This is a genomic window from Serratia sp. TSA_105.2, from assembly GCF_052692115.1.
Genome location: NZ_JBQZFT010000009.1, coordinates 95,597 through 118,354 on the forward strand (window position 1 = coordinate 95,597; position 22,758 = coordinate 118,354).

Sequence of the window (22,758 nt, forward strand, 5' to 3'; positions counted from 1 at the left end):
ACCGATCTCGACAGGGAGAAGCCAGCATGACCATCCATTGGCGAGGCGCATTGCTGATCGCGCTCAGCATCAGCAGCGCTAGCGCCACGGCGAAAACTCAGGGCCACGGCAAAGTCAGCCTGGGCGGCGAAATCGTCGAAACGCCATGCAACATCGCCGGCGACAGTCTGGATCAAACCGTTGATTTCGGGCTGGTTTCAATGAGCGACGCCGGGCGAGATGCCCAGCCGAGCCTCATCGGAAGCCGCCGCCACTTCGCCATCAGGCTGGTGAACTGCGAACTGGCCAGTCAGATAAAGCCCGATTTTATTTATCGCGCGGCCAACCTCACCTTCAGCGGCATCGCGGATAGCCAAGATCCGCAATGGCTCGCCGTCCAGGGCGAGGCGCGCGGCATGGCTATCGAGTTGCTGACCGACGCCGGTACCCCGATCCCGCTCGGCAGCACGACGGCAGATTATCTGATCGTCGCCGGCGACAACACGCTGCGCTTTGGCGCCCAGTTGCGCATTCACCCCGACAGGGCACGGGCGGGCGGTTTCAGCTCATTGGCCAAATTTACCCTGTCTTATCTGTAGCCGGTTTTCGTTAGGAACGCTGTACAGCATTACGTATTCAGGTCATACGGGATGACCTGCTATTAGGCGCGGATTTGCCATGAGTGATCATTCTATGACGTCTTTACTGACAATAAAAAAAACGCCCATCATCGTCATTCTCTCTTTTCTCTGGGCAAAACCGGTCTTTTCCGCCACGGAATTCAATACCGACGTGTTGGATATCGGCGAACGCAGCAAAGTGGACTTATCCCGCTTTTCCGACGCCGGTTACGTCATGCCGGGCACCTATCTGCTGGATATCAAAATCAACCAGAAAACGCTGCCCCAGCGCAGCATTCAGTATTTCCCGTCGCCGGATGACAAGCGCGGCAGCCAGGTGTGCCTGCCGCCTGACCTGGTGGAAAAAATGGCGCTGAAAGAAGATGCGGCCAAAAAAGTCACCCTGTGGCACGACAACCAGTGTGCCGACATTCGCGGCATCAAAGGCGCAACGGTTTCCGATCGCATCAGCGGCGGCGTATTGGCGATCACCATTCCACAGGCCTGGATGAAATATTCCGATCCCGACTGGACGCCGCCCGAGCAGTGGGACGATGGCATCCCCGGCATACTGCTGGATTACAATCTCAGCGGCCAAATAGGCAAACAGCACCACGACAACGGTACCGCCGAAAGCCTCAGCAGCTACGGTACGTTGGGCGCCAACCTGGGCGCCTGGCGCCTGCGCGCCGATTACCAGACCGACTTCAACCAACAATACGGCCGCCGCGACAGCAATTTCGACTGGAATCAGATCTACGCATACCGCGCGCTGCCGATGCAAGCCGCCAGGCTGACGCTGGGTGAAACCTACCTGAATTCGCCGGTGTTCGACGCCTACCGTTTTACCGGCCTCAACCTCGCCAGCGACGAGCGCATGCTGCCGCCCAACCTGCAGGGTTACGCGCCTGAAGTGCGCGGCATCGCCAAAAGCAATGCCCGGATCACCGTCTCTCAGGAAGGCCGCACGCTGTATCAAACCACGGTGCCCGCCGGGCCGTTCGCCATCCAGGATCTCAGCAGTTCGGTACGCGGCAAACTGGATGTGAAAGTGGAAGAACAAGACGGCAGCGTTTCCACTTTTCAGGTAGATACCGCCAGCATTCCTTATCTGACCCGCCCCGGCTACGTGCGCTATAACATGGCGCTGGGCAAGCCGTCTGCCTACGATCACCGCACGCAAGGGCCGGTGTTCTCTGCCGGCGATTTCTCCTGGGGATTGAGCAACGCCTGGTCGCTATACGGCGGCGCACTGCTCGGCGGCGATTACAACGCCTGGGCCCTCGGCCTGGGGCGTGACCTGAACCTGTTCGGCGCCCTGTCGGTGGACGCCACGCAGTCGATCGCGCGCCTGCCCGATGAACCCAGCGCCAAAGGCATGTCATTCAAGGTCAACTACGCCAAACGTTTCGACGAACTCAACGGCCAAATCACCTTTGCCGGCTACCGCTTTTCGCAGCGCAAGTTCATGACCATGTCGCAGTACCTGCAGGCGCGCTACGGCGACATTGACGATCGCTACAGCGGCCGACAAAAAGAGTTGTATACCGTCACCGCCAGCAAAACCTTTATGGCGGAGGACAGCGCTCAGGCGATCACCGCTTATCTGACCTACTCACACCAGACTTACTGGGACGCCGGTGCGCAAAATCGCTACGGCATGTCGACCAGCAAGCTGTTCGACTTCGGCGGGATCAGCAACATCACCGCCTCGTTGGCGGCCTATCGCACTCACTATCGGGGCCGCACCGACGATAGCGCGATGCTCAATTTCACCGTGCCTATCGGCGAGCATAACCGCCTGGGCTACGCGCTGCAGGTCAATAATCACGACGTGACCCAAACGGCGACCTACACCGACAACAGCGATATCAACAATACCTGGCAGGTCGGCAGCGGCGTCACCCAGTCCGGCAAACCGACGGCGAGCGGTTACTACACCCATAACGCGTCGTTCGGCACGCTCAACGCCAACGCGTCTTATCAGCAGGGCAGTTACTCCTCGATAGGCGGAACTTTCCGCGGCGGCCTGACCGCTACCCGGCACGGCGTCGCCGCGCACCAGAACGCCGGCAACGGCGGCAGCCGCATGATGCTGGATACCAACGGTGTCGCCGGCGTGCCGATCAACAACGGCCGCGCTTACAGCAACCGCTTCGGGTTGGCGGTGATCTCGGATATCACCAGCTACTACAACACCGATACGCGCATCGACGTCAACAAGCTGGCGGACGACGTTGAAGCCACACGCGCGGTGGTGCAGGGCACGCTGACTGAAGGCGCCATCGGTTATCGCCACTTCGAGGTGGTGAAAGGCAGCAAGCTGTTGGCCACCATCAAGCTGGCGGACGGCAGCGAACCGCCGTTCGGCGCCACGGTGCTGAGTGCGACCGGACGGGAGATCGCGGTGGTGAACGACGGCGGATCGGTATATCTGACCGGCGTCCAACCGGAAGAACGGTTGGACGTCGCCTGGGAAGGCCGCCGTCAGTGCCGCATCGCCATCCCAGGCGCCGCCAAACCGCTGGACCGGCTGCTGTTGCCGTGCGCCAAACCGTAATCCGCAACACATTGAGAGTAGACGAATAACATGAACAAACATTCGATAGCAGTAACCGCGGGCAGCCTGGCGTTGATGACGCTGGCTTCGACGGCCGACGCGGCGATCGCGTTGGATCGCACGCGCGCCATCTATGTGAGCGACGCCAAATCGATCAGCCTTAACATAACCAATGAGAACAAAGAGTTGCCATTTCTTGCTCAGGCCTGGATCGAGAATGCGCAACATCAAAAGATCGTTTCGCCGCTGGTGGTATTGCCGCCGTTGCAACGGGTGGAAGCCGGAGAACGCAGCGTCGTGCGCATTACCAAAACGCCGGAAGCCGAGCTATTGCCGCAAGATCGCGAATCGGTGTTTTATTTCAATTTGCGCGAAATTCCGCCCAAAAGCAGCAAAGCCAACGTGATGCAACTGGCGTTGCAAACGCAGATCAAACTGTTCTTCCGCCCGAAGGCCATCGTCGCCCCGCAGGGTGAGGTATGGCAAGAGCAGCTGGTGTTCCACAAAACCGTCGACGGTTTCACCATCGAAAACCCGACGCCGTTCCACATCACGCTGACCGGCATCGCCCGTCAGACGCAGAAGCAAGGCGGTGGTGCGATCGGCGATTTTAAGCCGGTGATGCTGTCCCCCAAATCCAGCGAAAATGTGCGTTTGCGCGACAATGGGTTCGACGCCTTCGTCGTCACCTATATCAATGATTTCGGCGGCCACCCCGAGCTGCGCTTCACCTGCAGCGCTAGCCTCTGCACCGCCGCACCCGGAAAAAAATAAGGAGATACGGCATGGCTGACTTCACCGGCCGCCTGCGGCCTCTGCTGATCGGCGCCTTGCTGCTCGGCAACGGCGCCGCAATGGCCTCTCCGCCGGGAGAGGTTCAGGGCACCAGCGGCACCGTCGGTTTTCAGGGCGCTCTGCTGAGCTCCCCCTGCAGCCTGGCGCCGGATAGCCGCGATCAGTCGGTCGATCTCGGTGAGATCGGTACGATCGCCTTCCGGCATGTCGGCGATCAAAGCGAGCCGGTACGTTTTCGTCTCGCCTTTAACCATTGCCTGCTGGGCGCCAGGACGCTGGCAGACAATCCGGCCGGGATGCGCAATGGCGATGCCGGCCTGCTCTACCTGCGGGGGGAGCAGGCCGCCACGCTGGTGTTCCTCGGTGAAAGCGATCCCGACAATCCGCAGTTGCTGAAGCTGCACGGCGGCGTACAAGGCGTTGGCCTGCGGCTGAAAGATCAACGGGGCCGCGCATTGTCCCTCAACCAACCCGGCGCCCCCTATGTCTTGCAGCCCGGCGGCAATACGTTGTGGTTCAGCGCTCAGTTGGAATCAACCCGTCAGTTCATCGAAGCAAACCAATTCAAAGGAGTGGTGCATGTCCAGTTGGTCTATTTATAAACGCCTGGCGTTGCTGGGTTGCCTGGCGACGCCATTCGGCGCTCAGGCGCTGGAATGCCACCTGAATACCGAGAACGGCATTACCGAAGAGAGCGAGGATATCGGCCGGTTGACAATACCGGCCACCTTACCGGTCGGCAGCCGGCTTTGGACCTCTAAACCGATGAGCCGCGACGTTATGTGCTGGGCGCACTCCAGCAAACCCAAAGGGGAATGGGTTTATTTCTATCCCAATCCGGACAACCGGCAATTCGCCGCCGGCATCTCCATGGGGGTGATTTATAACGGCCAGGATCTTGGCCTGATCAATTCCCGGGTACAAACCGATATGTTTCGTACCCCCAAGCAACGGGAGCTCGGTCACGTCAATTACCAGGTGTATTTGCAAAAAACCGGCGAAATCATCGCGGGAGGCGCCAGCCAGATCGCCGTTTTTCAGCTCGATGGCGTAGGCGGCATCAACGTCCACCCAGGGAAAAATTACCGTTTCACCCTAACCGGGCTGGATAAAATCAAAGTCATCCAGTGCGCCGCGTCGGTGGAGCTTTCAACCCCGGAAGGCGTTGATTTCGGTGAAATCCCCACCTGGAAACCCAATGCGGGCACCGTAGCGAGCAAGGATTTCAGCATCTTGATCCGCAAAAACGGCTGCAGCGACAGCTTCGCGCTGGACGCCAATTTCATGGTGAAAAACGGCACGCTGACCGACGCTACCGGCTTGAATATGGATAATGGTTCAACCTTGCGCATCCACGATAATTCCAACCCCAAATGGATTAAATACAATCAGTTCGACAGCTTCGCCGACATGAATGGTCGCAATCAGGTGCAAAAATCCTACAGCGCCTCATTGCAGGCCACCGGGGAAGGACAGGAAGGCAATTTCCGCAAGACCGTAATCTTGCTGATTAATTATATTTAAGGGGGTGATGATGAATAGCTATCGGACAATCACCGCTCTGTGCGGCATCGGTTTTCTATTTTCCTCCGCAGTCGCGGCGGAAAATAAGGAAATAGACTTTTTCGGTTCCGTGGTAAGCAGGCCCTGCAATATCGACCCGCAGTCTCTTCACCAAACCGTCGAGATGAATACGGTGTTGATCAAAACGTTGTACCGCTACGGCCATACCAACCCCGTGTCATTTTCCATTCGCTTAACCGACTGTAAAACCGCCGTTTTCAAATCAGTCACCGCCACCTTTACCGGCACTGAAGATGCCGAACTGCCGGGCAAACTGGCGATCAACAATGGCGCCAACGGCGCCGCCATCGCGCTGTTCGACGGTGCGGGCAAAGCGATTGATCTGGGTACGCCGGCTGATGCGGTGACATTGCAAGACGGACCCAATGCCCTGAGGTTCAGCGCCTATGTCCAGGCGCGGTCGAGCGCGATTAAAGATAAAACCCTTACCGAAGGCGCATTCAGTTCAGTCGCCAATTTTGTGCTGGCGTACCAATAAGCTCGCACTACCCCAGGGAAATCAGGAAAACGCCGGCGCCCCTTGCCGGCGATGGGTCGTTACCGTTCGCCACGGCCCGGTACGACGACCTTTTAAAGGAGCCCTCCATGCCAGATATTCGCTTCACGCTGTTCGACAGCGATAACTTCTACCGGCAGGGGTTGCACCTGCTGCTGCAGGATTATCTGCACTCCCTGAACGAATGCCATCGCCTGTACCCTCAGTTCGCGCCGTTGGCGCTGCAAGCGTTGGATAACATCGAAATCGTGTTCCGCACGCCGGAAGAACGTTGGGGCTGCGCCTGCTGCTACCAGAGCCCCTACGGCATCCCGCTCCAGCGGCAGCTGACCCTGCTGATCCTCGACGATGCGACCCAACAACAGGCGAAAAACCTGCCGCAGTTGTTCAGTATCCATCGCCGCGATTCGGCTTACGCCATCCGCCTCAAGCTGCAGATGGCGCTGGAAAAGTTCATCCAGCATCCGTGGATGGCGCTGCATGCCGCCGGCGTGTGGAAATGCCAGGCCTGCCGCATCGCTGCGCTCAGCCACTGCGAAAAAAAGGTGTTGGGGTTGATGAGCAGCGGCATGTCCGCCTGCCGCATCGCCGGCCTGCTGCAGCGCAGCCAGAAAACCATCAGCGCCCATAAGCGCTCGGCAATGCGCAAGCTGAACGTGCGGAAAAACAGCGAGTTGAATAAGGTGCTGCTGAATCAGCGGGGGCTTGGCTGAGCGACAACAGGCTCGCGAGTAACACCAGAGTGGTTTACTCTGAATACTCATTCTCACCCTATCAAGCGAGCCGGAATCCATGCCAAGAACAGCCAAAGTCGTTGACGTCCCCGCCCTCGGCGAGCTCGATCGCCTGGCGGGCCAGCTTAGCCACCAGCTGGCGCAGGCCCTGCGCCAGGCCATCCACCGGGGCGATCTGAAAGCGGGCGACCTGCTGCCCTCGACGCGCCGGCTGTCGGCGGCGCTGAATCTGGCGCGCGGTACGGTATTGGAGGCATTTGCTCAGCTGACGGCGGAAGGCTTTCTCGAACCGCAGCCCGGCTCCGGCACCCGGATCGCTCACTATCAGGCGCCGCGCCGCACGCCGCACGCCAACGTGCAGGCGAGTTCGGCGGTAGCGGTGCCGCTTTCTCCACAGGCGCAGCATCTGGCCCGCTTCGCTGCCCAGGCGCGGGCGCTGCCGCCGGTGCCGTTCACCGTCTCGGTGCCGATCGGCGATACCGCGCCCGACGATGTCTGGCGGCGGCTCGGCAACCGCATCCGGGCGCGCGGCCCCGGCGCCCCGTCGGGCTACGGCGATCCGCTGGGCGCGTTGCCGCTGCGCGAAGCCATCTGCGACTATGTGCGCCGTTCCCGCTCGGTAAACTGCACGCCGCAGCAAATCCTCATCACCTCCGGCACCCAGCAGGGGCTTTACCTGGCCGCGCAGATCCTGTTGGACGCCGGCGACAGCGCCTGGGTCGAAGATCCCGCCTACGCCGGTATTACCGCCATTTTCGACAGTCTGTTTCGCGATCGGCGCATGATTAGGGTGCCCGTCGCCGACGACGGCATCGACGTCGCCGCCGGCGTGCGTCTGGCCGCCGACGCCCGCGCCGCCTTTGTCACGCCGTCGCATCAATATCCGCTGGGCATGCCGATGAGCATGGCGAAAAGAAGCGCCCTGCTGGCCTGGGCCAAAGAGCGACAGGCCTGGATCGTGGAAGACGATTACGACAGCGAAATGCGCTACGCCGGCCACCCGTTCCCTTCGCTGCAGGGGCTGGCGCCCGAGCGGACGCTCTATCTCGGCACCTTCAGCAAGGTGCTGTTCCCTTCGCTGCGGCTGGGTTACGCCATCGTGCCGCCACCGCTGGTCGACGCCTTTTGCGGCGCCAGGATCCTGATGGATCGCCATCCGCCCAGCGCGGATCAACACGTGCTGGCCGCCTTTATCGCCGAAGGGTATCTCGACCGGCATATCCGCAAAATGCGCGGCGTCTACGCCGAGAAACGCCGGGTGCTGATCGAGGCGATCAACACGCACATCCCCGCTGAGCTGGCGGTAGTGCAGCCCTGCGATCAGGGCATGCACATGGTGCTGTGGCTGAGGAAAGATCTCGACGACGTGCGGGTCGCCCAATGCGCCAACGAAGCCGGATTGGCGCTGCGGGCGGTGTCGCCGATGTATGCACCCGGCCACGGTGAACCGGGCCTGGTGCTGGGATTGGGCGGTTACGCCGACCGCCAGGTGCAACAGGCGGTGGAACGGCTTGGACAGGTGATCCTGGCCTGCGCCGGCAGCGGCGCCTAACGGGAAAAACGTTTGGCGCCGAACACGCAAACCACCACGCCGGCCATCACGGCGATCATCATCGGCTGGACGGTCTCATGCAGCAGCCAGCCCGCCAGCGCCAGGCCGAAGAACGGCTGCAGCAGCTGCAACTGCCCGACGGCGGCGATGCCGCCCTGCGCCAGGCCGCGATACCAGAAAATAAACCCAATCCACATGCTGAACACCGAGACGTAAACCAGCGACAGCCAGGCGGCGCCGCTGATCATGGGCCAACCGGCCGGCGCCGCCAGCCAGGTGGCCGCCAGCGTCAACGGCAACGCCCCCACCAGCGCCCAGGAGATCACCTGCCAGCCGCCGATCCGACGCGACAGCACCGCCCCTTCGGCATAACCCAGTCCGCACAGCAACACCGCCCCGACCATCAGCGCATCCCCTTGCCAGGCACCGCCGCTCCCCTGGCTCAACGCGAAAGCGCCCACCAGCACGGCACCGACGCCTGAAAAAGCCCAAAAAGCGGGCTTGGGTCGTTCTCCGCCGCGCAAAACGCCAAAACCGGCGGTCGCCAGCGGCAGCAGGCCGATGTACACCAGCGAATGCGCCGACGTGGTGTGCTGCAGCGCCAGCGCCGTCAGCAGCGGAAAACCGATGACCACGCCGAGCGCCACAAACAGCAGCGGCGGCAAATCGGCCCGCGTCGGCCGCGCCTGCCGGGTGATCAGCAACGCACACAGGGCCAGCAAGGCGGCGATCGCCGCCCTGACCGCCGTCAGAAACAGCGGATCGAGCTCCAGCACCGCCACTCGCGTGGCGGGCAGCGAGCCGCTGAAGATCATCATGCCGAGGAAGCCGTTCATCCAGCCCTGAGCCGAATGCCCGGCGGCGGGATGTGCAGGGGGAATAACGAGAGTTTTTTCAGACTGACTGTCCGTCATGTGAACGCTCCGCACGCCTGAGGCATACCGAAATCGGCAACCCGCGAGGCGATGTCATAGTGAAAGAGAACATCGTTCCCCGGCGTCGCTTGCCGGGGCCAGGTTCTATTTTTCAGATAAAGCGGTTCACAGACAGGTCCAGATAGCGAAATTTTCACTGTGCCGGTTAGCAAAGCGCGCCGCTAACGCCAAAGAAGGGCGTTTTTCGGGCTGTCCTTGGCCGTTTGGCGGCTCTGCCTGCGGGGTATCATGGACTTTTATGCGTTTTTGCAGAACAGGACAAGGTGCGGTGCCGTGGTGAAACCCTTCTTACGCAGTGGCAGTTTGGATGATGTGCTGGCTTTAGGCGAAAACGGGCAACCGGTCTACGCCTGCGCGCAGCAGCTGCGGGAAACCCTGCGTCTTCGCCGGCAGCAGCAGGCCGCCGACTGTCTGGCGATCCCCCAGCCGAACGAAAGCGGCACCCGCATCGACTGGTATGCGCCCTTCCCCGGCAAGGTCACCTCCTGGCTGGCGGCGAGCGATGCCCAGCGCGCGCAGGCGGTGCGCCACCTGGAACACTGCCTGACGACCTTCCGCAGCCTGACGGAACAAGCCCAGGCGACCGATCACCCCAGCCATCGCCTGTTTGGCGCGCTGCTGGCCAAAGCGATGCACATGCCCGATCCCAACCACGTTTATCTGGTGGACGACCGGCCGGTGCTGACCTTCTGGGGCTTTATCAAGCCGCAGGCGCAGAGCCCGGACGATCCGTTGGCCGGCCTGCGCCCGATCGAAGCAGAGATGAAAGTCGAAGTGGAAAAACCGGCGCCGATCGCCGCCGCTCCGCGTAAACCGGCCGTTGTCGAACCGGTAAAACCGGCCCCGGTCGCCGAGCCTGAACCGGTGCCCGCTCCGGCGGCACCCGTCGAATCCCCAGCCGTCGTTCGCCCGCGCCGGCGCCACGCGCTGTGGCTGTTGCCCGTACTGCTGCTAGGCAGTGCGGCGCTGGCCGCCTGGCTGCATCGCTCACCACCGCCGCAACCGGCGATGCCGACTGAGGTGCAGCATCCGGCGCCGCCGGAAAAAACCGCCGCGCCGTTGCCCAAGCTGCGCTTGCCGCTGGCGCACGCGACGCTGATGCCGCCGCCACCGGCGCCGGTCATCCCGCAGCCGGCGGACAAAAATGCGCTGGTGCTGCCGCCCGAGGCGGTAAAGGCCGGTTCCACCCGTTTCCTTAACGGCAAATGGCGCGCCACGGTGGCGCTGAAAGACCCGATCACCGGCAAACGCCCCGGCCTGCAATACCGTCTGAACGGCGGCAAAGGCAACGCCATCATCGCCTACGGCGACGGCGTCAGCTGCCGGGTGGCGGTCGAAGCCGGGCTGATGCAGTCCGGCAATCTGGTGATCAACAGCCGCACCAAGGCGCGCTGCAGCGACGGCAGCCGCTACCAGATCCCGGAGATCGTTTGCCGCCAGGGCGAAACCGGCGCGGCGGAGTGCACCGGCCGCTACGATGCGGACACCACCTATCCCATGACGTTCAAGCGCGAGAGTAAATGATGCTGGCACCCCTTACGGACTACAAACACGGCATTACGCTGATTCAGGACAGCGGCATTCAGTTTCTGGACTTTGCCCTGACGCCGCTGCTGGACGCCGAGTTTCCCGGCAAATTCGTGCGCAAGACCGCCAGCGGCCCGCTGCTGCGCCTGCAATGGGAGGCCGAGAGCGGCAAATACCAGTTGCCGGCCGCGGGCGACCAGGCCGCCGAAGTGGTGCGGCCGGAGTTCAGCTATCCGCTGCAGCAGTCGCTGCACCTGCTGGATAAGCTCTGGCTGCCGCTGCCCTTCTTGCGCCACACCCCGGCGGGCCTGTTTTTGTCGGGCCCGGACAACTGGGCGCGCCTGCAGGTGGTGCAGCTGGATGAACCGGATCAGGACGGCAACCTGCTGCGCGTGGTGCTGGCCTTCGACACCCGCGCCGCCGCGCCCGGCCAGGAGGCGCTGGCGCCGGGCGAAGGCGATCTCGGCACCGGGCTGAACTTCACGCTGGCGCACCGCAACCACGAGCTGGGCGAATTTCTCGATCTGACCTGGGTAGACGGCTGGCTGCGCGAAGCGTTCAGCCAGCGCGCCGCCGAGCGGGAGCAGCGCGCCGAAGTGGAGATCAACGCCGGGCTGAAAACCTTCGAGTATCAGGCGCACTACCTCAACCTGCTGCACATGCTCGGCCACCAGCTGGCGGTGCCGCAGATAAAGATGGTGGCGGCGACGCTGCAACAACCGGCGATCGACGTCGATCTGGTGCTGGACGTCGGCAACTCGCACACCTGCGGCGTGCTGGTCGAAGACCACCCGGAAGAGAGCAACGGCCTGAAGCAAACCTACGAGCTGCAGCTGCGCTCGCTGTCCGAACCTCACCGCGTCTACAACGAACTGTTCGAGAGCCGGGTCGAGTTTTCTCAGGCCGGCTTCGGCAAGCCGCATCTGTCGTTCCAGAGCGGGCGCGACGACGCCTTCCAGTGGCCCTCCATCACCCGCGTCGGCCGCGAGGCCGCGCAATTGGCGCAGCGGCGAACGGGCCATGAAGGCACTACCGGCATTTCCAGCCCGCGCCGCTACCTGTGGGATGAGGAGCGCTATGCGCCCGGCTGGCGCTTCAACGAGCGGCGCGAACCGATGGCCGCCGCCGCACCGTTGACCACCCTCATCAACGACGAAGGCGTGCCGCTGTCCGCCCTGCCGACGGCGCAACGGCTGCCGGTGTTCGCCGCCCATTACAGCCGCAGCGCGGTGATGACGCTGATGCTGAGCGAGCTGCTGGCGCAGGCGCTGATGCAGATCAACAGCATCGCCCAACGCAGCCGCATGCCGAACGCCGCCGCGCCGCGCCGTTTGCGCGCCATCATCCTGACGCTGCCTTCGGCCATGCCGAAGCCCGAGCGCGAGATCTTCCGCCGCCGCATGCAGGAGGCGATCGGGCTGGTGTGGAAGGCCCTCGGCTGGCACCCGCAGGATGCGCCGTTCGACGGCGCGCACGCCCGCTTCCCGGTGCCGCAGGTGCAGATGGAGTGGGACGAGGCCACCTGCGGCCAGATGGTCTATCTGTACAACGAAACCCAGGTGAACTTCGCCGGCCGCACCGATGCCTTTTTCGCCGCCATGGCCCGGCCCGACCGGCCGCTGGCGCCGGGCGAGCAGGCGGGTAAAACGCTGCGCATCGCCTCCATCGACATCGGCGGTGGCACCACCGATCTGGCGATCACGCACTATTCGCTCGACGACGGCGTGGGCAACAACATCAAAATCAACCCGCGCCTGCTGTTCCGCGAGGGCTTTAAAGTCGCCGGCGACGACATCCTGCTGGACGCCATCCAGCAGTTTATCCTGCCCGCCGTGCAGCAGGCGTTCGAAGCCGCCGGCGTGAGCGCCGCCCCGGCGTTGATGGACAGGCTGTTCGGCAACGAAGGGCGCATGGACGGGCTTTCCACGCTGCGTCAGCAGGCCGCGCTGCAGATTTTCATGCCCGCCGGACGCGCGCTGCTCGGCGCCTATGAAGAATACGACCCGCTGGACAGCCGGGCGGAAATCGCCGCCAGCCTCGGCGATCTGCTGCCGCAGCCACCGACGCCGCAGGTGCTGGCGTTTATCAACGGCGAAGTGCAGCGCGAAGCCGGCAGCGACGCCTTCGATATTCTGCACACCCCGCTGGTGATCCGCCTGGCCGACCTGCACGCCGCCTTCTTGTCCGATCGCATCGGCATCGGCCGCTGCCTGCGCCTGCTGGCCGAGGTGGTGGCGCTGTATACCTGCGACGTGCTGCTGTTGACCGGCCGCCCGGCGCGTTTCCCCGGCGTGCAGGCGCTGCTGCGCCATCTGCAGCCGCTGCCCGCCAGCCGCATTCTGCCGCTCGAGGGCTACCACACCCGCAGCTGGTACCCGTTCAACAAACGCGGCCGCATCGACAACCCGAAATCCACCGCCGCGGTGGGCGCCATGCTGTGCCTGCTGGCGATCGACCTGCGGCTGGAGAGCTTTTACTTCAACGTCGGCGATTTCCAGCCCTACTCCACCATTCGCCATCTGGGCATGCTGGACGGCAATAACATGCTGGCGGACGATAACGTCTATTACCGCGACATCGATCTGGATCGCGCCGACTTCGCGCTCGACCCCGCCGGCAGCTTCCAGCTGCGCGGCCCGCTGCGCCTGGGCTTCCGCCAACTGGACAACGAGCGCTGGCCGGCCTCGCCGCTCTATACGCTGACCATCAATGATGCCCAGCTGGCGCGCAAACTGGCCGGCGATGCGGTGATCAGCCTGCGGCTGGCCATTACCGCCAGCGCCGAACAGGGCGCAGAAAGCGTCAAGATCGCGCAGGCGTTGCTGGCCGACGGCAGCCCTGTCCCGGCGCACCACCTGCAACTGAAACTCAATACCCTGGCTGCCAGCGCCTCCGGCGCGACCCACTACTGGATAGACAGCGGGAGCATTTACCCACGATGAAAGCTACCACTACCGCCAAATCGGCCCCAAACCACGCACTCAGCACCGGCATTCTGCAGGCGATCGCCTGGGTGGACGCCGCGCGCCGGCAGTCCACCCGTTTGGAACAGGAGGCGGATCGCCTGACGCTGCGCCTGCGCCGTTGCCATAACCGCGCGCTGCAATTGGCGAATGCGCAACCTGAGCAGGTCGCTATCGGCCTGTACGGCCACAACGCCGCCGCCAAGGCTCACCTGCTGGCGGCGCTGGCCCCCGGCGCAGAAAGGCTGCACGCAGACGCCGCGCTGGCGGTGCGTTACTGCGCCGCCGCGCCGTCGCCGTGCGCCGAGTATCCTCTCGCCCTCGCGCTGCTCGATGAAGCGCAGTGGCTGGCCATCACCCTCGATGCCGCCGCGATGGACGGCTTCCGTCTGGACTGGGACGCCCGCGCGATCGCCGGCCATCTGCAAGCGTTGGCACGCCACCGCCAAACCGTCGCCCTCGACGGCCTCAGCGACAGCGATGTGCTGACGCTGTGGGATAGCCAACGCCGCCACGGCGACAAGGGGCAACAGACGCTGGACAGGCATTTCTGGCCGCAGGCCGTGGCGCTGGCACCGCAGTTGAGCATCGACGACCGCGCGCGCCTGTTTGCGCCGCTGTGGGGAGAGGAAACAACGCTGACGGCGCGTTATCGCCAGTTGGCACACACGCTGCATGCCCTCGGCGGCAGCCGACAGGTTCATGCCCCGCACCGCGCCTTGCCGCTGTTGACCGCGAGCGCCACAGCGGAAAACGCGACGATCGTCGTGATGGCCGAACACGGCGGTGAACGGGAAATCGCGCTGAGCGATCTGACCTGGCTGACCGCCGAAGTCACCACCGTTCTGCCGCAAACGGCGCAGGCGGGCCTGCCCGCCGACGTGGCGCTGATCGACCTGCCCGGCAGCTGCGCCTGCCCGCAGGCGGAACCGACGCAGCGGCTGCAACAGGCGAAACGCGCCCATTTGCTGACCCGCTGCGCAGACGGCCTGCACGCCAACCTGCTGCTGGTAGCCGATGCCGCCGCCGCGCCGCAGGACGCCGCCCGCATCGGCCAGGCGCTCGCCAACTGGGTCAACCAGACTCAGGGGGAAACCCCGGCGCTGCGCCAGCGCCGCAAACCCGGCCTGATCTGGGCGATCACGCCGTTCGATCAACGTGGGGGAGGCAAAGCGCGCCCCGACGACGCCGTACAGCGCCAGGTCGGCGAGCCCGGCGACAGCTGGGCCACGCTGCTGGCGCTGGATGAACAGGACTGCCGCCGTATGGTGAGCTACCTAGCCGCCCAGGCGCGCCCGGCCCAGAAGCAAGCGCGCCTGCTCGAACAGCGCGAAGAGTTGCAGCGCGAGCTGACGGAAAGCCTGCTCGGCAACTGGCTCACCGCCGCCGATCCACACGCGGCGCAGCAACGCGGCCAGCAGCTGCTGCGCGCGCTGCAGGCGCAGGCCGGCCGCCACGGCGAACTGCTGGAACGGCTGTTGCCCCAGCGCGATACGTTGCGCCAGCTTTATCAGCAACAGCAGCACGCCGTACCGGCCCCGGCGACGACGCCTGCGCCGTTCGGGCTCGATATCGATCTGTTCGGCACACCGGAAACCCCGGCGCCCGGTGAGCCCCCCGGGTCATCCTTTGCCGCGCGGGTATTCGCGGATTGGATCAACCATCTGCGCAGCCTGCCGGACACCCGCCGGTTGCTGGAGCTGCTCGGCGTCGAAAAGCCGCACCTGGAACTGCTGGTCGATGCGCTGATCGGCGCCGCCTGTCGCCTGCGGCTCGATGATGAGCTGGAACGCGCGCTGTGCGCCGGTGGCTTGCCGGAACAGAGCGAAGATCGGCAAATCAGCCAGGCGCTGGCGCTACTGGGCGACTTCGTCGCCTGGCTCGGCTTCCAGCGGCGCGATGCGGCAACGTGCCCCGAGAGCCGCGTCAATCCCGGCCAGCCGATCTTTACCCCGCCGCCGCAGCCGGCGGTGGACTGGAGCGGCCAGCAGCGGTTAACCCGGCTGGCGCCGACGCCGACCAAAAACACCGCGTTTTATATCTATGACTGGCTGATCGGCCTGCAAACCCTGCTGGCGGAGAATGCAGCGACGGAAAGCGCGCTCGGCGAGGCGCAGCGCGCAGCGTTGGAAGAGATCGTGGCGACTCTGCGATAAGCGGCGGCTCTGGCAGCAATAGGGGGCGAAAACAGGATAAATCGGGCGTTGCCGATTATGCTGATGAGTAACGCAGCGATTCTGGGAGAAAATCATGCCCCCTTTCAGCCTGAAGACTATCGACCATGTGGTTCTGCGCGTGCGCGATATGCAGAAAAGCCTGCATTTTTATACCCAGATCGTCGGTTGTGATATCGCCAAACGGCGACCGGATTTGGGGCTGATGCACCTGCGCGCCGGGGCGGCCATGATTGATCTGGTCGACGTTAACGGCCAGCTTGGAAAAAAAGGCGGCGATGCGCCCGATCCTCACCGGCAAAATGTCGATCACCTCTGCCTGCGCATCGATCCTTTCAACGAAGACGAACTGCTGGCCTATCTGCGATCGCAGGGGATCGCCGTCGATCCTGCTGAATCGCGCTACGGTGCGGAAGGCGACGGGCCATCGGTTTACTTCAGCGATCCGGACGGCAATCGCATCGAGCTTAAGGGGCCGGCGATCGGCTAGATCCTGACGCTCCCGTTGATGTCGGCCAGCCGTTGGCTATCCACCACCCGCAGCGATTTGTTTTTAAACTGAATAATACCGTCCGCCGCGAGCTGCGCCAGCGCGCGGCTCAGCTGCCTGACGGAGATCCCTAATCTGCCCGCCAACAACTCCCTGTTTTCGAGCTGAATCTGTACGCCTTCCTGCTTTATTTTAAATAACAAAAATTTGCGCAGCTTATATTCTGCCGTTAAGCCGCCGCTCGCATGCAGCAATGAAGCGTTAAGCAGCTTGTCGCTCAACTGCCGGCACATAAAGGCGAGGAAAACAGGATCGTGCATAGCCCGCTCTTTGATGACGTCGATAGGCAGCGTGAAGATCAGCGCGTCCGTGACCGCCTGAACGGTGCTGAACACCGCCCGCTGCGCCCGGGAGAACAGCTCCAGATCGCCTATCACCGAGAAATCCGTTTCGAAGGAAAAGACGATGTGCATGCCGTTCACATCGTAATTCTCAACCTGCAATTTTCCCTGCACGAGAAAAAACAGGTGGGTCAACCGATCGCTTTGCGTCACCAGGTATTCACCGGCCTCGACCCTGACCAGACGCAAGGCGGCCAGCAGCGGGGGCGAAAGCGCCGTTCGCAGATCGTGAGCTTCGATAAACGCTTCTTTTAGCTTGCTGTCACCGACAGTTTTCACGGCGATTCACTCCCAGGGCTTATCCGTTAACGTCTTGCATCCTATCTTTTCGGCTGCGCCCAGAATAGCCGGCGCGCTTCAGAACGAAACAGGACATCTGACCTTTTTTGCCTCGGACCGTCTGGGTATTTTCTCCGCAGACCCCACCCAAGGAGAGTGCCATGCGACATATTTTGATAGATACCGATACCGCCTCCGACGATGCCGTCGCCCTGCTGATGGCATTGCGCGAGCCTGACGTGAGGGTGGAAGCGATCACCACGGTCGCAGGCAACTGCCCGCTTGAACAATGCGTCAAAAATGCACTTATCTGCGTGGAAAAAGCGGGAACCTATACGCCACCGGTTTATGCAGGCATGGCGAAACCGCTGTTCCGAACGCGTTATCACTCGCACCACATTCACGGTGAAGACGGCATGGGCGACATGGCCTTGCCCGATCCACAGCTGACCGCCGCACCCATGCATGCCGTAGACGCCATCATCGACTGCGCCGCACGGCTCAACGGCGAGCTGGAAATCGTCACCCTCGGGCCGCTGACCAATCTTGCGATGGCGGTGCTGAAAGCGCCCGCGCTGGCCGAACAAGTGAAAAGGGTTTATGTCATGGGCGGTTCCGGGCTGACGCCCGGCAATATCACTCCGTTGGCCGAATTTAATTTTTACGCCGACGCCGAAGCCGCGCATGTGGTGCTCACTGCCGGGCTGCCCCTCACCCTCGTCGGTTGGGAGATCGGGATGGGGGAAGCGTTTATCGACCAACGTGATATAGCACGATTGAATGATCTCAGCGATCTGGGGCGCTTTGCCGTGCGCTGCAATCGCACGCTGATGGCGTTCAACGCCGGGCGCACCGAGCGTAAAGGCTTTGATTTGCCCGATCCGACCACCATGGCGGTGGCGCTCTACCCGGACATCGTCGAGACCAGTCTGGAGGCGTATTCCTGGGTAGAATATAAAAGTGAAAGGTCTTACGGCCATTACGTCATTGATTCCACCCATCTGACCGGCGAACCGGCCAATGCCCGCGTGATCACCCGCATTAAACCCGGCCGGTTTAAAGAAAAACTGTTTTCGTTGTTATCTCAGCCGTTAATGAAATAAGTGGCCCGTATGAAATTAGATCCAAGAAAATTGAAGAAAGTGGAATTACACGTCCATTTGGATACCTGTTTAAGCTACCACTATGTCAAAAAGATCGACCCGCAAATAACCAGAACGGCCTTTAATCGACAATTTATCGCGCCGAAACGATGCGCCGATCTCGGAGACTTTTTAAACAAGATCGCACCGCAAATAGACCTCCTGCAGACGCGCCAGGCGATAGCGCTGGCCGTCGATGACTTGTTCGCGCAGCTGGCGGCGGATAACGTCATCTATGCGGAAGTGCGCTTTGCCCCGCTGCTGCATACCCGGATGGGGTTGAGCGGTGAAGCGGTGGTCGAGACGGTGCTCGCCGCGATGCGTGACGCCGCGCAAACTTACGGCGTCGCCGCCGGGCTGATCCTGTGCACGCTGCGGCATTTCGATGCGGCCGCCAGCCTGCAAACCGCCGGGCTCGTGGTTAACTTTCTGGGCCGCGGCGTGGTCGCGCTGGATTTGGCCGCCGACGAAGCGCGTTACCCGCTGGCCAATCACATAGCGGCCTTTCGGGCGGTGCGCGAAGCCGGCGGCAACGTCATCGCCCACGCCGGTGAGGCGAAGGGCGCCGACAGCGTACGGGAAACGCTGGATAGGCTGCAGGTGTCGCGCATCGGCCACGGCGTCAGGAGCATCGAGGATGCTGCGCTTATTGAGCGCCTGGTAGCCACCGGCGTCCTGCTCGAGATCTGCCCCAGCTGCAATCTCGTCTGCAATCTGTTCGACAGCATCGACAGTCACCCGATAGATCGGCTGAAAAGGATGGGAGTGCGGCTGAACGTGAATACCGATGCACGCACCGTCGCCGATACCACGCTGAACAAGGAGTACCGGCTGTTGCATGACGCCTTCGGCTGGCAGGATGACGATTTTAACCGCAGCAACCGACAGGCGCTGGAGGCGAGTTTTCTCGACGGCGACACTAAAATGAAATTAATGAATCAGCTCAAGGCCGGGCCAATGTGACCCGGCACGTTTCAAGGCTGAGCGGGTTTTAACGCCCCTGCGCCGCCAGCGCCTGGGCGCAGGCCCAGGCAGAGCTCCACGCCCACTGGAAGTTGTAGCCGCCCAACCACCCGGTCACATCCACCACTTCACCGATGAAGTAGAGCCCCGGCGCTTTGTGGGCCTCCATCGTCTTGGAAGAAAGTTCGCTGGTGTCGACGCCGCCGAGCGTCACTTCCGCCGTGCGGTAGCCTTCGGTGCCGTTCGGCTGCACGCGCCAGTTCTGCAACAGATCCACCAGCGCCGCCTGCTGCGGCGCATTCAGCTGCTTCAGCGTGGCCTCCGGCAGTTGTCCCAGGGTCTGCAAGCACTCCACCAGCCGCTTCGGCAATTGCAGCGCCAGGGTGTTTTTCAGGCTTTGGTTCGGGTGCTCTCGGCGTTGATCATCCAGGAAGGCCGCCAAATCCAGCTCAGGAAGTAAGTTAACGCTCACATACTCACCCGGCTGCCAGTAGCTGGACAGCTGCAACACCGCCGGGCCGGACAGGCCGCGATGGGTAAACAGGATGCTTTCACGGAAGCTGACGCCGTTCTCGGCGGTGATCACCGCCGGCACCGAGACGCCGGACAGCGTCTGCACATGCTCCAGCAGCGGCTTATGCAGGGTAAAAGGCACCAGCCCGGCGCGCGTCGGCAGCACCTTGAGGCCGAACTGCTCCGCCAGCTTGTAACCGAACGGCGAAGCGCCCAGCCCCGGCATGGACAAACCGCCGCTGGCCACCACAAGTGAGCGAGCACTCACTTTTTCACCATTCAGCGCCAGCGCGTAGCCATGTTCGGTTTTCCCCACGCCCAACACTTCGCTGCGCAGGCGCATCGTCACCTGGCCCAGCTCGCACTCTTTGATCAGAAGATCCACCACCTGCTGCGCCGAGTCGTCGCAGAACAGCTGTCCCAGCGTTTTTTCATGGTAGGCGATGCCGTAGCGGTTGATCAGATCGATGAAGTCCCACTGGGTGTAGCGCGCCAGCGCCGACTTGCAGAAGTGCGGGTTGTTCGACAGATAGGCCGCCGGTTCGGCGTACATATTGGTAAAGTTGCAGCGCCCGCCGCCGGACATCAGGATCTTGCGGCCCGGTTTTTTGCCGTTGTCGAGCAGCAACACGCGGCAACCGAGTTGCCCCGCCTGCGCGGCGCAAAACATGCCGGCGGCGCCCGCCCCAATCACTACGACATCAAACTGTTCCACCTGAGCCTCACTTATCAAAACCACAATCGCGACAAAAGAGCGCCATATTACGCCGTTTCGCCGCCGGTCACCGCCAAATTCACGGCGGCAGATTGTAAAGTCCCGGCGGCGCCAACGCCATAGTAAGAAAATATTACAGAGGTCAGAGGAGATTAACGCGTTGATATTCCATATTTTTGTTATAGGCGCGTCATCGTTTCGTCATGTCCAAATCAAAAAAACGTCATATTTTCCTTTTCCCCGGCACCGGTTGTCACTGATAATGCGCGGCGTTCATGTCCACAAACTGGCGTAACGCTTATGCTGCATTTGTTCGCTGGCCTGGATTTCCATACCGGCCTGATGTTAATTCTCGCATTGTTGTTCGTGTTGTTTTATGAAGCCATCAACGGTTTTCATGATACGGCCAATGCGGTCGCTACAGTTATTTATACCCGCGCCATGCGCTCGCAACTTGCGGTCGTGATGGCAGGTTTGTTCAACTTTCTTGGCGTAATGCTCGGCGGTTTGAGTGTTGCTTACGCCATCGTCCATTTGCTGCCTACCGATCTGTTGTTGAACGTCAGTTCAGCACACGGATTAGCCATGGTCTTCTCCATGCTGTTGGCGGCAATCATCTGGAACCTCGGCACCTGGTATTTCGGTTTGCCGGCCTCCAGTTCCCATACGCTGATAGGCGCAATCATCGGTGTCGGTTTAACCAACGCCCTGATGACCCACACTTCGGTGGTGGATGCGCTTAACGTCCCGAAAATGATTGGCATTTTCCTTTCTCTGCTGTTCTCGCCGCTGGTCGGCATGATGGTGGCGGGAGTGATGGTGTTCGCCTTGCGCCGCTATTGGAGTGGCACCAAGAAACGCCAGCGTATCCACATGACCCCTGCGGAACGTGAAAAGGTCGACGGCAAACGCAAGCCGCCGTTCTGGACCCGTATCGCACTGATCCTGTCGGCGATTGGCGTCAGCTTCTCGCACGGCGCCAACGACGGCCAGAAAGGCATCGGCCTTATCATGCTGGTGCTGATCGGCGTTGCGCCGGCCGGCTTCGTGGTCAATATGAATGCAACCGGTTATGACATCACCCGTACGCGTGACGCCGTGACCCACCTGCAGCAATATTACCAGCAGCACGGCGACGCGCTGTCGCATGCGGTGTCGTTGACGCCACTGGTGCCAAGCCCGGATGACGAAGCTGCGCCTAACAAGCCGGCCGAGTTCCACTGCGACAGTTCGCGCGCCATGCCGGCGATCGAGCTGGCTCAGGGTATGCTGACCAACCTGCAAAGCTACGATCAACTGACGGTTGACCAGCGCAGCCACCTGCGTCGCCTGCTGATGTGTGTGACCGACACGGCGGATAAAGTCGCCAAGCTGCCGGAAACCTCATCCGCCGACCAGCGCTTCCTGAAGAACCTGCGTCAGGATCTGCTGCAGACCGTCGAGTACGCGCCGATGTGGATCATCGTCGCCGTCGCGCTGGCACTGTCACTCGGTACTATGGTGGGCTGGAAACGCGTGGCCACCACCATCGGCGAGAAGATCGGCAAGAAAGGCATGACTTATGCCCAGGGCGTATCGGCCCAGATGACCGCGGCGCTGTCGATCGGCGTGGCGAGTTATACCGGCATGCCGGTCTCCACCACCCACGTCCTCTCTTCGGCGGTTGCCGGGACGATGATCGTGGACGGCGGCGGCGTGCAGAGCAAAACCGTGAAGAACATCCTGTTGGCCTGGGTACTGACCCTGCCAATCTCGATTCTGCTTTCCGGTGCGCTGTATTGGGTTGCGTTGAAGCTGATCTAAGCGATAAGAGCGATAAGCATGAGAAAGGCGGCCCCAGGGCCGCCTTTTTTGCCTGCATCAAGGGAAACAGAAAGGCATTAATACCAGATCATCAGCGCTATCAGGCTGATGACCACCAGGCCGCACAGGGCCGAGGTCAGCATAAACTGCCCGCGCACCCGCTCGCAGCGGCGAATAAACTCCGGATCGTGGTGCTCGACATAGCGCTGCGCGAAGATATAGCGCACCAGCCTCAGCTGCTTGCTGGGTTGCCCGTGGGCGGTGAAAAAACCGCCGCCATCGACGTATTGGTACAGCAACGGGTCACAGCCGCGCAATACCACCAGCAGCGCGCGCAGAGAAGAGTAATACCGCACCATGTTAACCACACACACCACACATAAGGCCCAAAACAGCGCGACGGTACTGATCATGATTGCCCCCTCAAGGCGTTGTTATCCTCGGCCATCCGCCGGGTCCAACCGCCCTACCTCATTACCCGATACTCTGCTGGAGCTTACCGCTCTCATCCCCTTTTTTGCCTGCACGGGCCA

The 22,758-nt window shown here is 62.1% G+C and carries 19 protein-coding genes; 15 read left to right on the plus strand and 4 right to left on the minus strand.

Annotation, left to right across the window (positions count from 1 at the left end; translation table 11 throughout):
* Positions 1-26 precede the first annotated feature (26 nt).
* The 8 genes from ACUTSC_RS20945 (at position 27) to pdxR (ending at position 8,320) form a co-directional block, all read left to right on the plus strand.
* Positions 27-578, plus strand: coding sequence for a fimbrial protein (locus ACUTSC_RS20945; RefSeq protein ID WP_197768566.1), 552 nt, complete (start codon positions 27-29; stop codon positions 576-578).
* A gap of 79 nt (positions 579-657) precedes the next feature.
* Positions 658-3,159, plus strand: a complete 2,502-nt coding sequence (locus tag ACUTSC_RS20950) for a fimbria/pilus outer membrane usher protein (protein ID WP_445653535.1) — start codon at positions 658-660, stop codon at positions 3,157-3,159.
* A 30-nt stretch (positions 3,160-3,189) separates the two neighbouring features.
* On the plus strand, positions 3,190-3,933 hold the full coding sequence (locus ACUTSC_RS20955) for a fimbria/pilus periplasmic chaperone (RefSeq protein WP_197768567.1): 744 nt from the start codon (positions 3,190-3,192) through the stop codon (positions 3,931-3,933).
* 11 nt (positions 3,934-3,944) lie between these two features.
* Positions 3,945-4,556 (plus strand): fimbrial protein, encoded by a 612-nt coding sequence (locus ACUTSC_RS20960; RefSeq protein ID WP_197768568.1) that lies wholly within the window; start codon positions 3,945-3,947, stop codon positions 4,554-4,556.
* On the plus strand, positions 4,534-5,478 hold the full coding sequence (locus ACUTSC_RS20965) for a fimbrial protein (protein ID WP_197768569.1): 945 nt from the start codon (positions 4,534-4,536) through the stop codon (positions 5,476-5,478). Before ACUTSC_RS20960 ends, ACUTSC_RS20965 begins: the two co-directional genes overlap by 23 nt.
* 10 nt (positions 5,479-5,488) lie before the next feature.
* Positions 5,489-6,016, plus strand: coding sequence for a fimbrial protein (locus ACUTSC_RS20970; RefSeq protein WP_445653536.1), 528 nt, complete (start codon positions 5,489-5,491; stop codon positions 6,014-6,016).
* A 107-nt stretch (positions 6,017-6,123) separates the two neighbouring features.
* Positions 6,124-6,747 carry a LuxR C-terminal-related transcriptional regulator gene (locus ACUTSC_RS20975; protein ID WP_197768570.1) on the plus strand — a complete coding sequence of 208 codons (624 nt, stop codon included), beginning with the start codon at positions 6,124-6,126 and terminating at the stop codon, positions 6,745-6,747.
* A gap of 79 nt (positions 6,748-6,826) precedes the next feature.
* A complete protein-coding gene (pdxR, locus tag ACUTSC_RS20980; RefSeq protein WP_197768571.1) occupies positions 6,827-8,320 on the plus strand; it encodes a MocR-like pyridoxine biosynthesis transcription factor PdxR in 1,494 nt (497 codons plus the stop codon).
* On the opposite strand, the gene ACUTSC_RS20985 is transcribed toward pdxR, so the two are convergent.
* Positions 8,317-9,156: a DMT family transporter gene (locus ACUTSC_RS20985; protein WP_445653543.1), complete on the minus strand. Its 840-nt coding sequence runs from the start codon at positions 9,154-9,156 to the stop codon at positions 8,317-8,319. The two genes, pdxR and ACUTSC_RS20985, sit on opposite strands and share 4 nt — an antisense overlap.
* Before the next feature lie 372 nt (positions 9,157-9,528).
* Here ACUTSC_RS20985 and ACUTSC_RS20990 point away from each other — a divergent pair, with 372 nt between their 5' ends.
* From ACUTSC_RS20990 to ACUTSC_RS21005, 4 genes are all read left to right on the plus strand, one after another.
* Positions 9,529-10,779 (plus strand): SrfA family protein, encoded by a 1,251-nt coding sequence (locus ACUTSC_RS20990; RefSeq protein ID WP_445653537.1) that lies wholly within the window; start codon positions 9,529-9,531, stop codon positions 10,777-10,779.
* Positions 10,779-13,724, plus strand: coding sequence for a virulence factor SrfB (locus tag ACUTSC_RS20995; protein WP_197768594.1), 2,946 nt, complete (start codon positions 10,779-10,781; stop codon positions 13,722-13,724). Before ACUTSC_RS20990 ends, ACUTSC_RS20995 begins: the two co-directional genes overlap by 1 nt.
* Positions 13,721-15,901, plus strand: a complete 2,181-nt coding sequence (locus tag ACUTSC_RS21000; RefSeq protein ID WP_445653538.1) for a virulence factor SrfC family protein — start codon at positions 13,721-13,723, stop codon at positions 15,899-15,901. The genes ACUTSC_RS20995 and ACUTSC_RS21000 overlap by 4 nt, the downstream gene beginning before the upstream one ends.
* A gap of 94 nt (positions 15,902-15,995) precedes the next feature.
* On the plus strand, positions 15,996-16,409 hold the full coding sequence (locus ACUTSC_RS21005; RefSeq protein WP_089186554.1) for a VOC family protein: 414 nt from the start codon (positions 15,996-15,998) through the stop codon (positions 16,407-16,409).
* On the opposite strand, the gene ACUTSC_RS21010 is transcribed toward ACUTSC_RS21005, so the two are convergent.
* Positions 16,406-17,089 (minus strand): cyclic nucleotide-binding domain-containing protein, encoded by a 684-nt coding sequence (locus ACUTSC_RS21010; RefSeq protein ID WP_197768574.1) that lies wholly within the window; start codon positions 17,087-17,089, stop codon positions 16,406-16,408. The genes ACUTSC_RS21005 and ACUTSC_RS21010 overlap by 4 nt on opposite strands.
* A 161-nt stretch (positions 17,090-17,250) precedes the next feature.
* On the opposite strand from ACUTSC_RS21010, the gene ACUTSC_RS21015 reads away from it, so the two are divergent.
* Positions 17,251-18,192, plus strand: a complete 942-nt coding sequence (locus ACUTSC_RS21015; protein WP_445653539.1) for a nucleoside hydrolase — start codon at positions 17,251-17,253, stop codon at positions 18,190-18,192.
* Between the two features lie 39 nt (positions 18,193-18,231).
* Positions 18,232-19,194 carry an adenosine deaminase gene (add, locus tag ACUTSC_RS21020; protein WP_445653540.1) on the plus strand — a complete coding sequence of 321 codons (963 nt, stop codon included), beginning with the start codon at positions 18,232-18,234 and terminating at the stop codon, positions 19,192-19,194.
* Between the two features lie 28 nt (positions 19,195-19,222).
* Here the strand turns inward: add and ACUTSC_RS21025 are convergent, their stop codons facing one another.
* Positions 19,223-20,422, minus strand: a complete 1,200-nt coding sequence (locus ACUTSC_RS21025) for an NAD(P)/FAD-dependent oxidoreductase (protein ID WP_445653541.1) — start codon at positions 20,420-20,422, stop codon at positions 19,223-19,225.
* Positions 20,423-20,722: 300 nt separating this feature from the next.
* On the opposite strand from ACUTSC_RS21025, the gene pitA reads away from it, so the two are divergent.
* Positions 20,723-22,225: an inorganic phosphate transporter PitA gene (gene pitA / locus ACUTSC_RS21030; RefSeq protein WP_197768577.1), complete on the plus strand. Its 1,503-nt coding sequence runs from the start codon at positions 20,723-20,725 to the stop codon at positions 22,223-22,225.
* Between the two features lie 77 nt (positions 22,226-22,302).
* Here pitA and uspB read toward each other — a convergent pair whose 3' ends face one another.
* Positions 22,303-22,638, minus strand: coding sequence for a universal stress protein UspB (gene uspB / locus ACUTSC_RS21035; protein WP_016930435.1), 336 nt, complete (start codon positions 22,636-22,638; stop codon positions 22,303-22,305).
* Between the last annotated feature and the right edge of the window lie 120 nt (positions 22,639-22,758).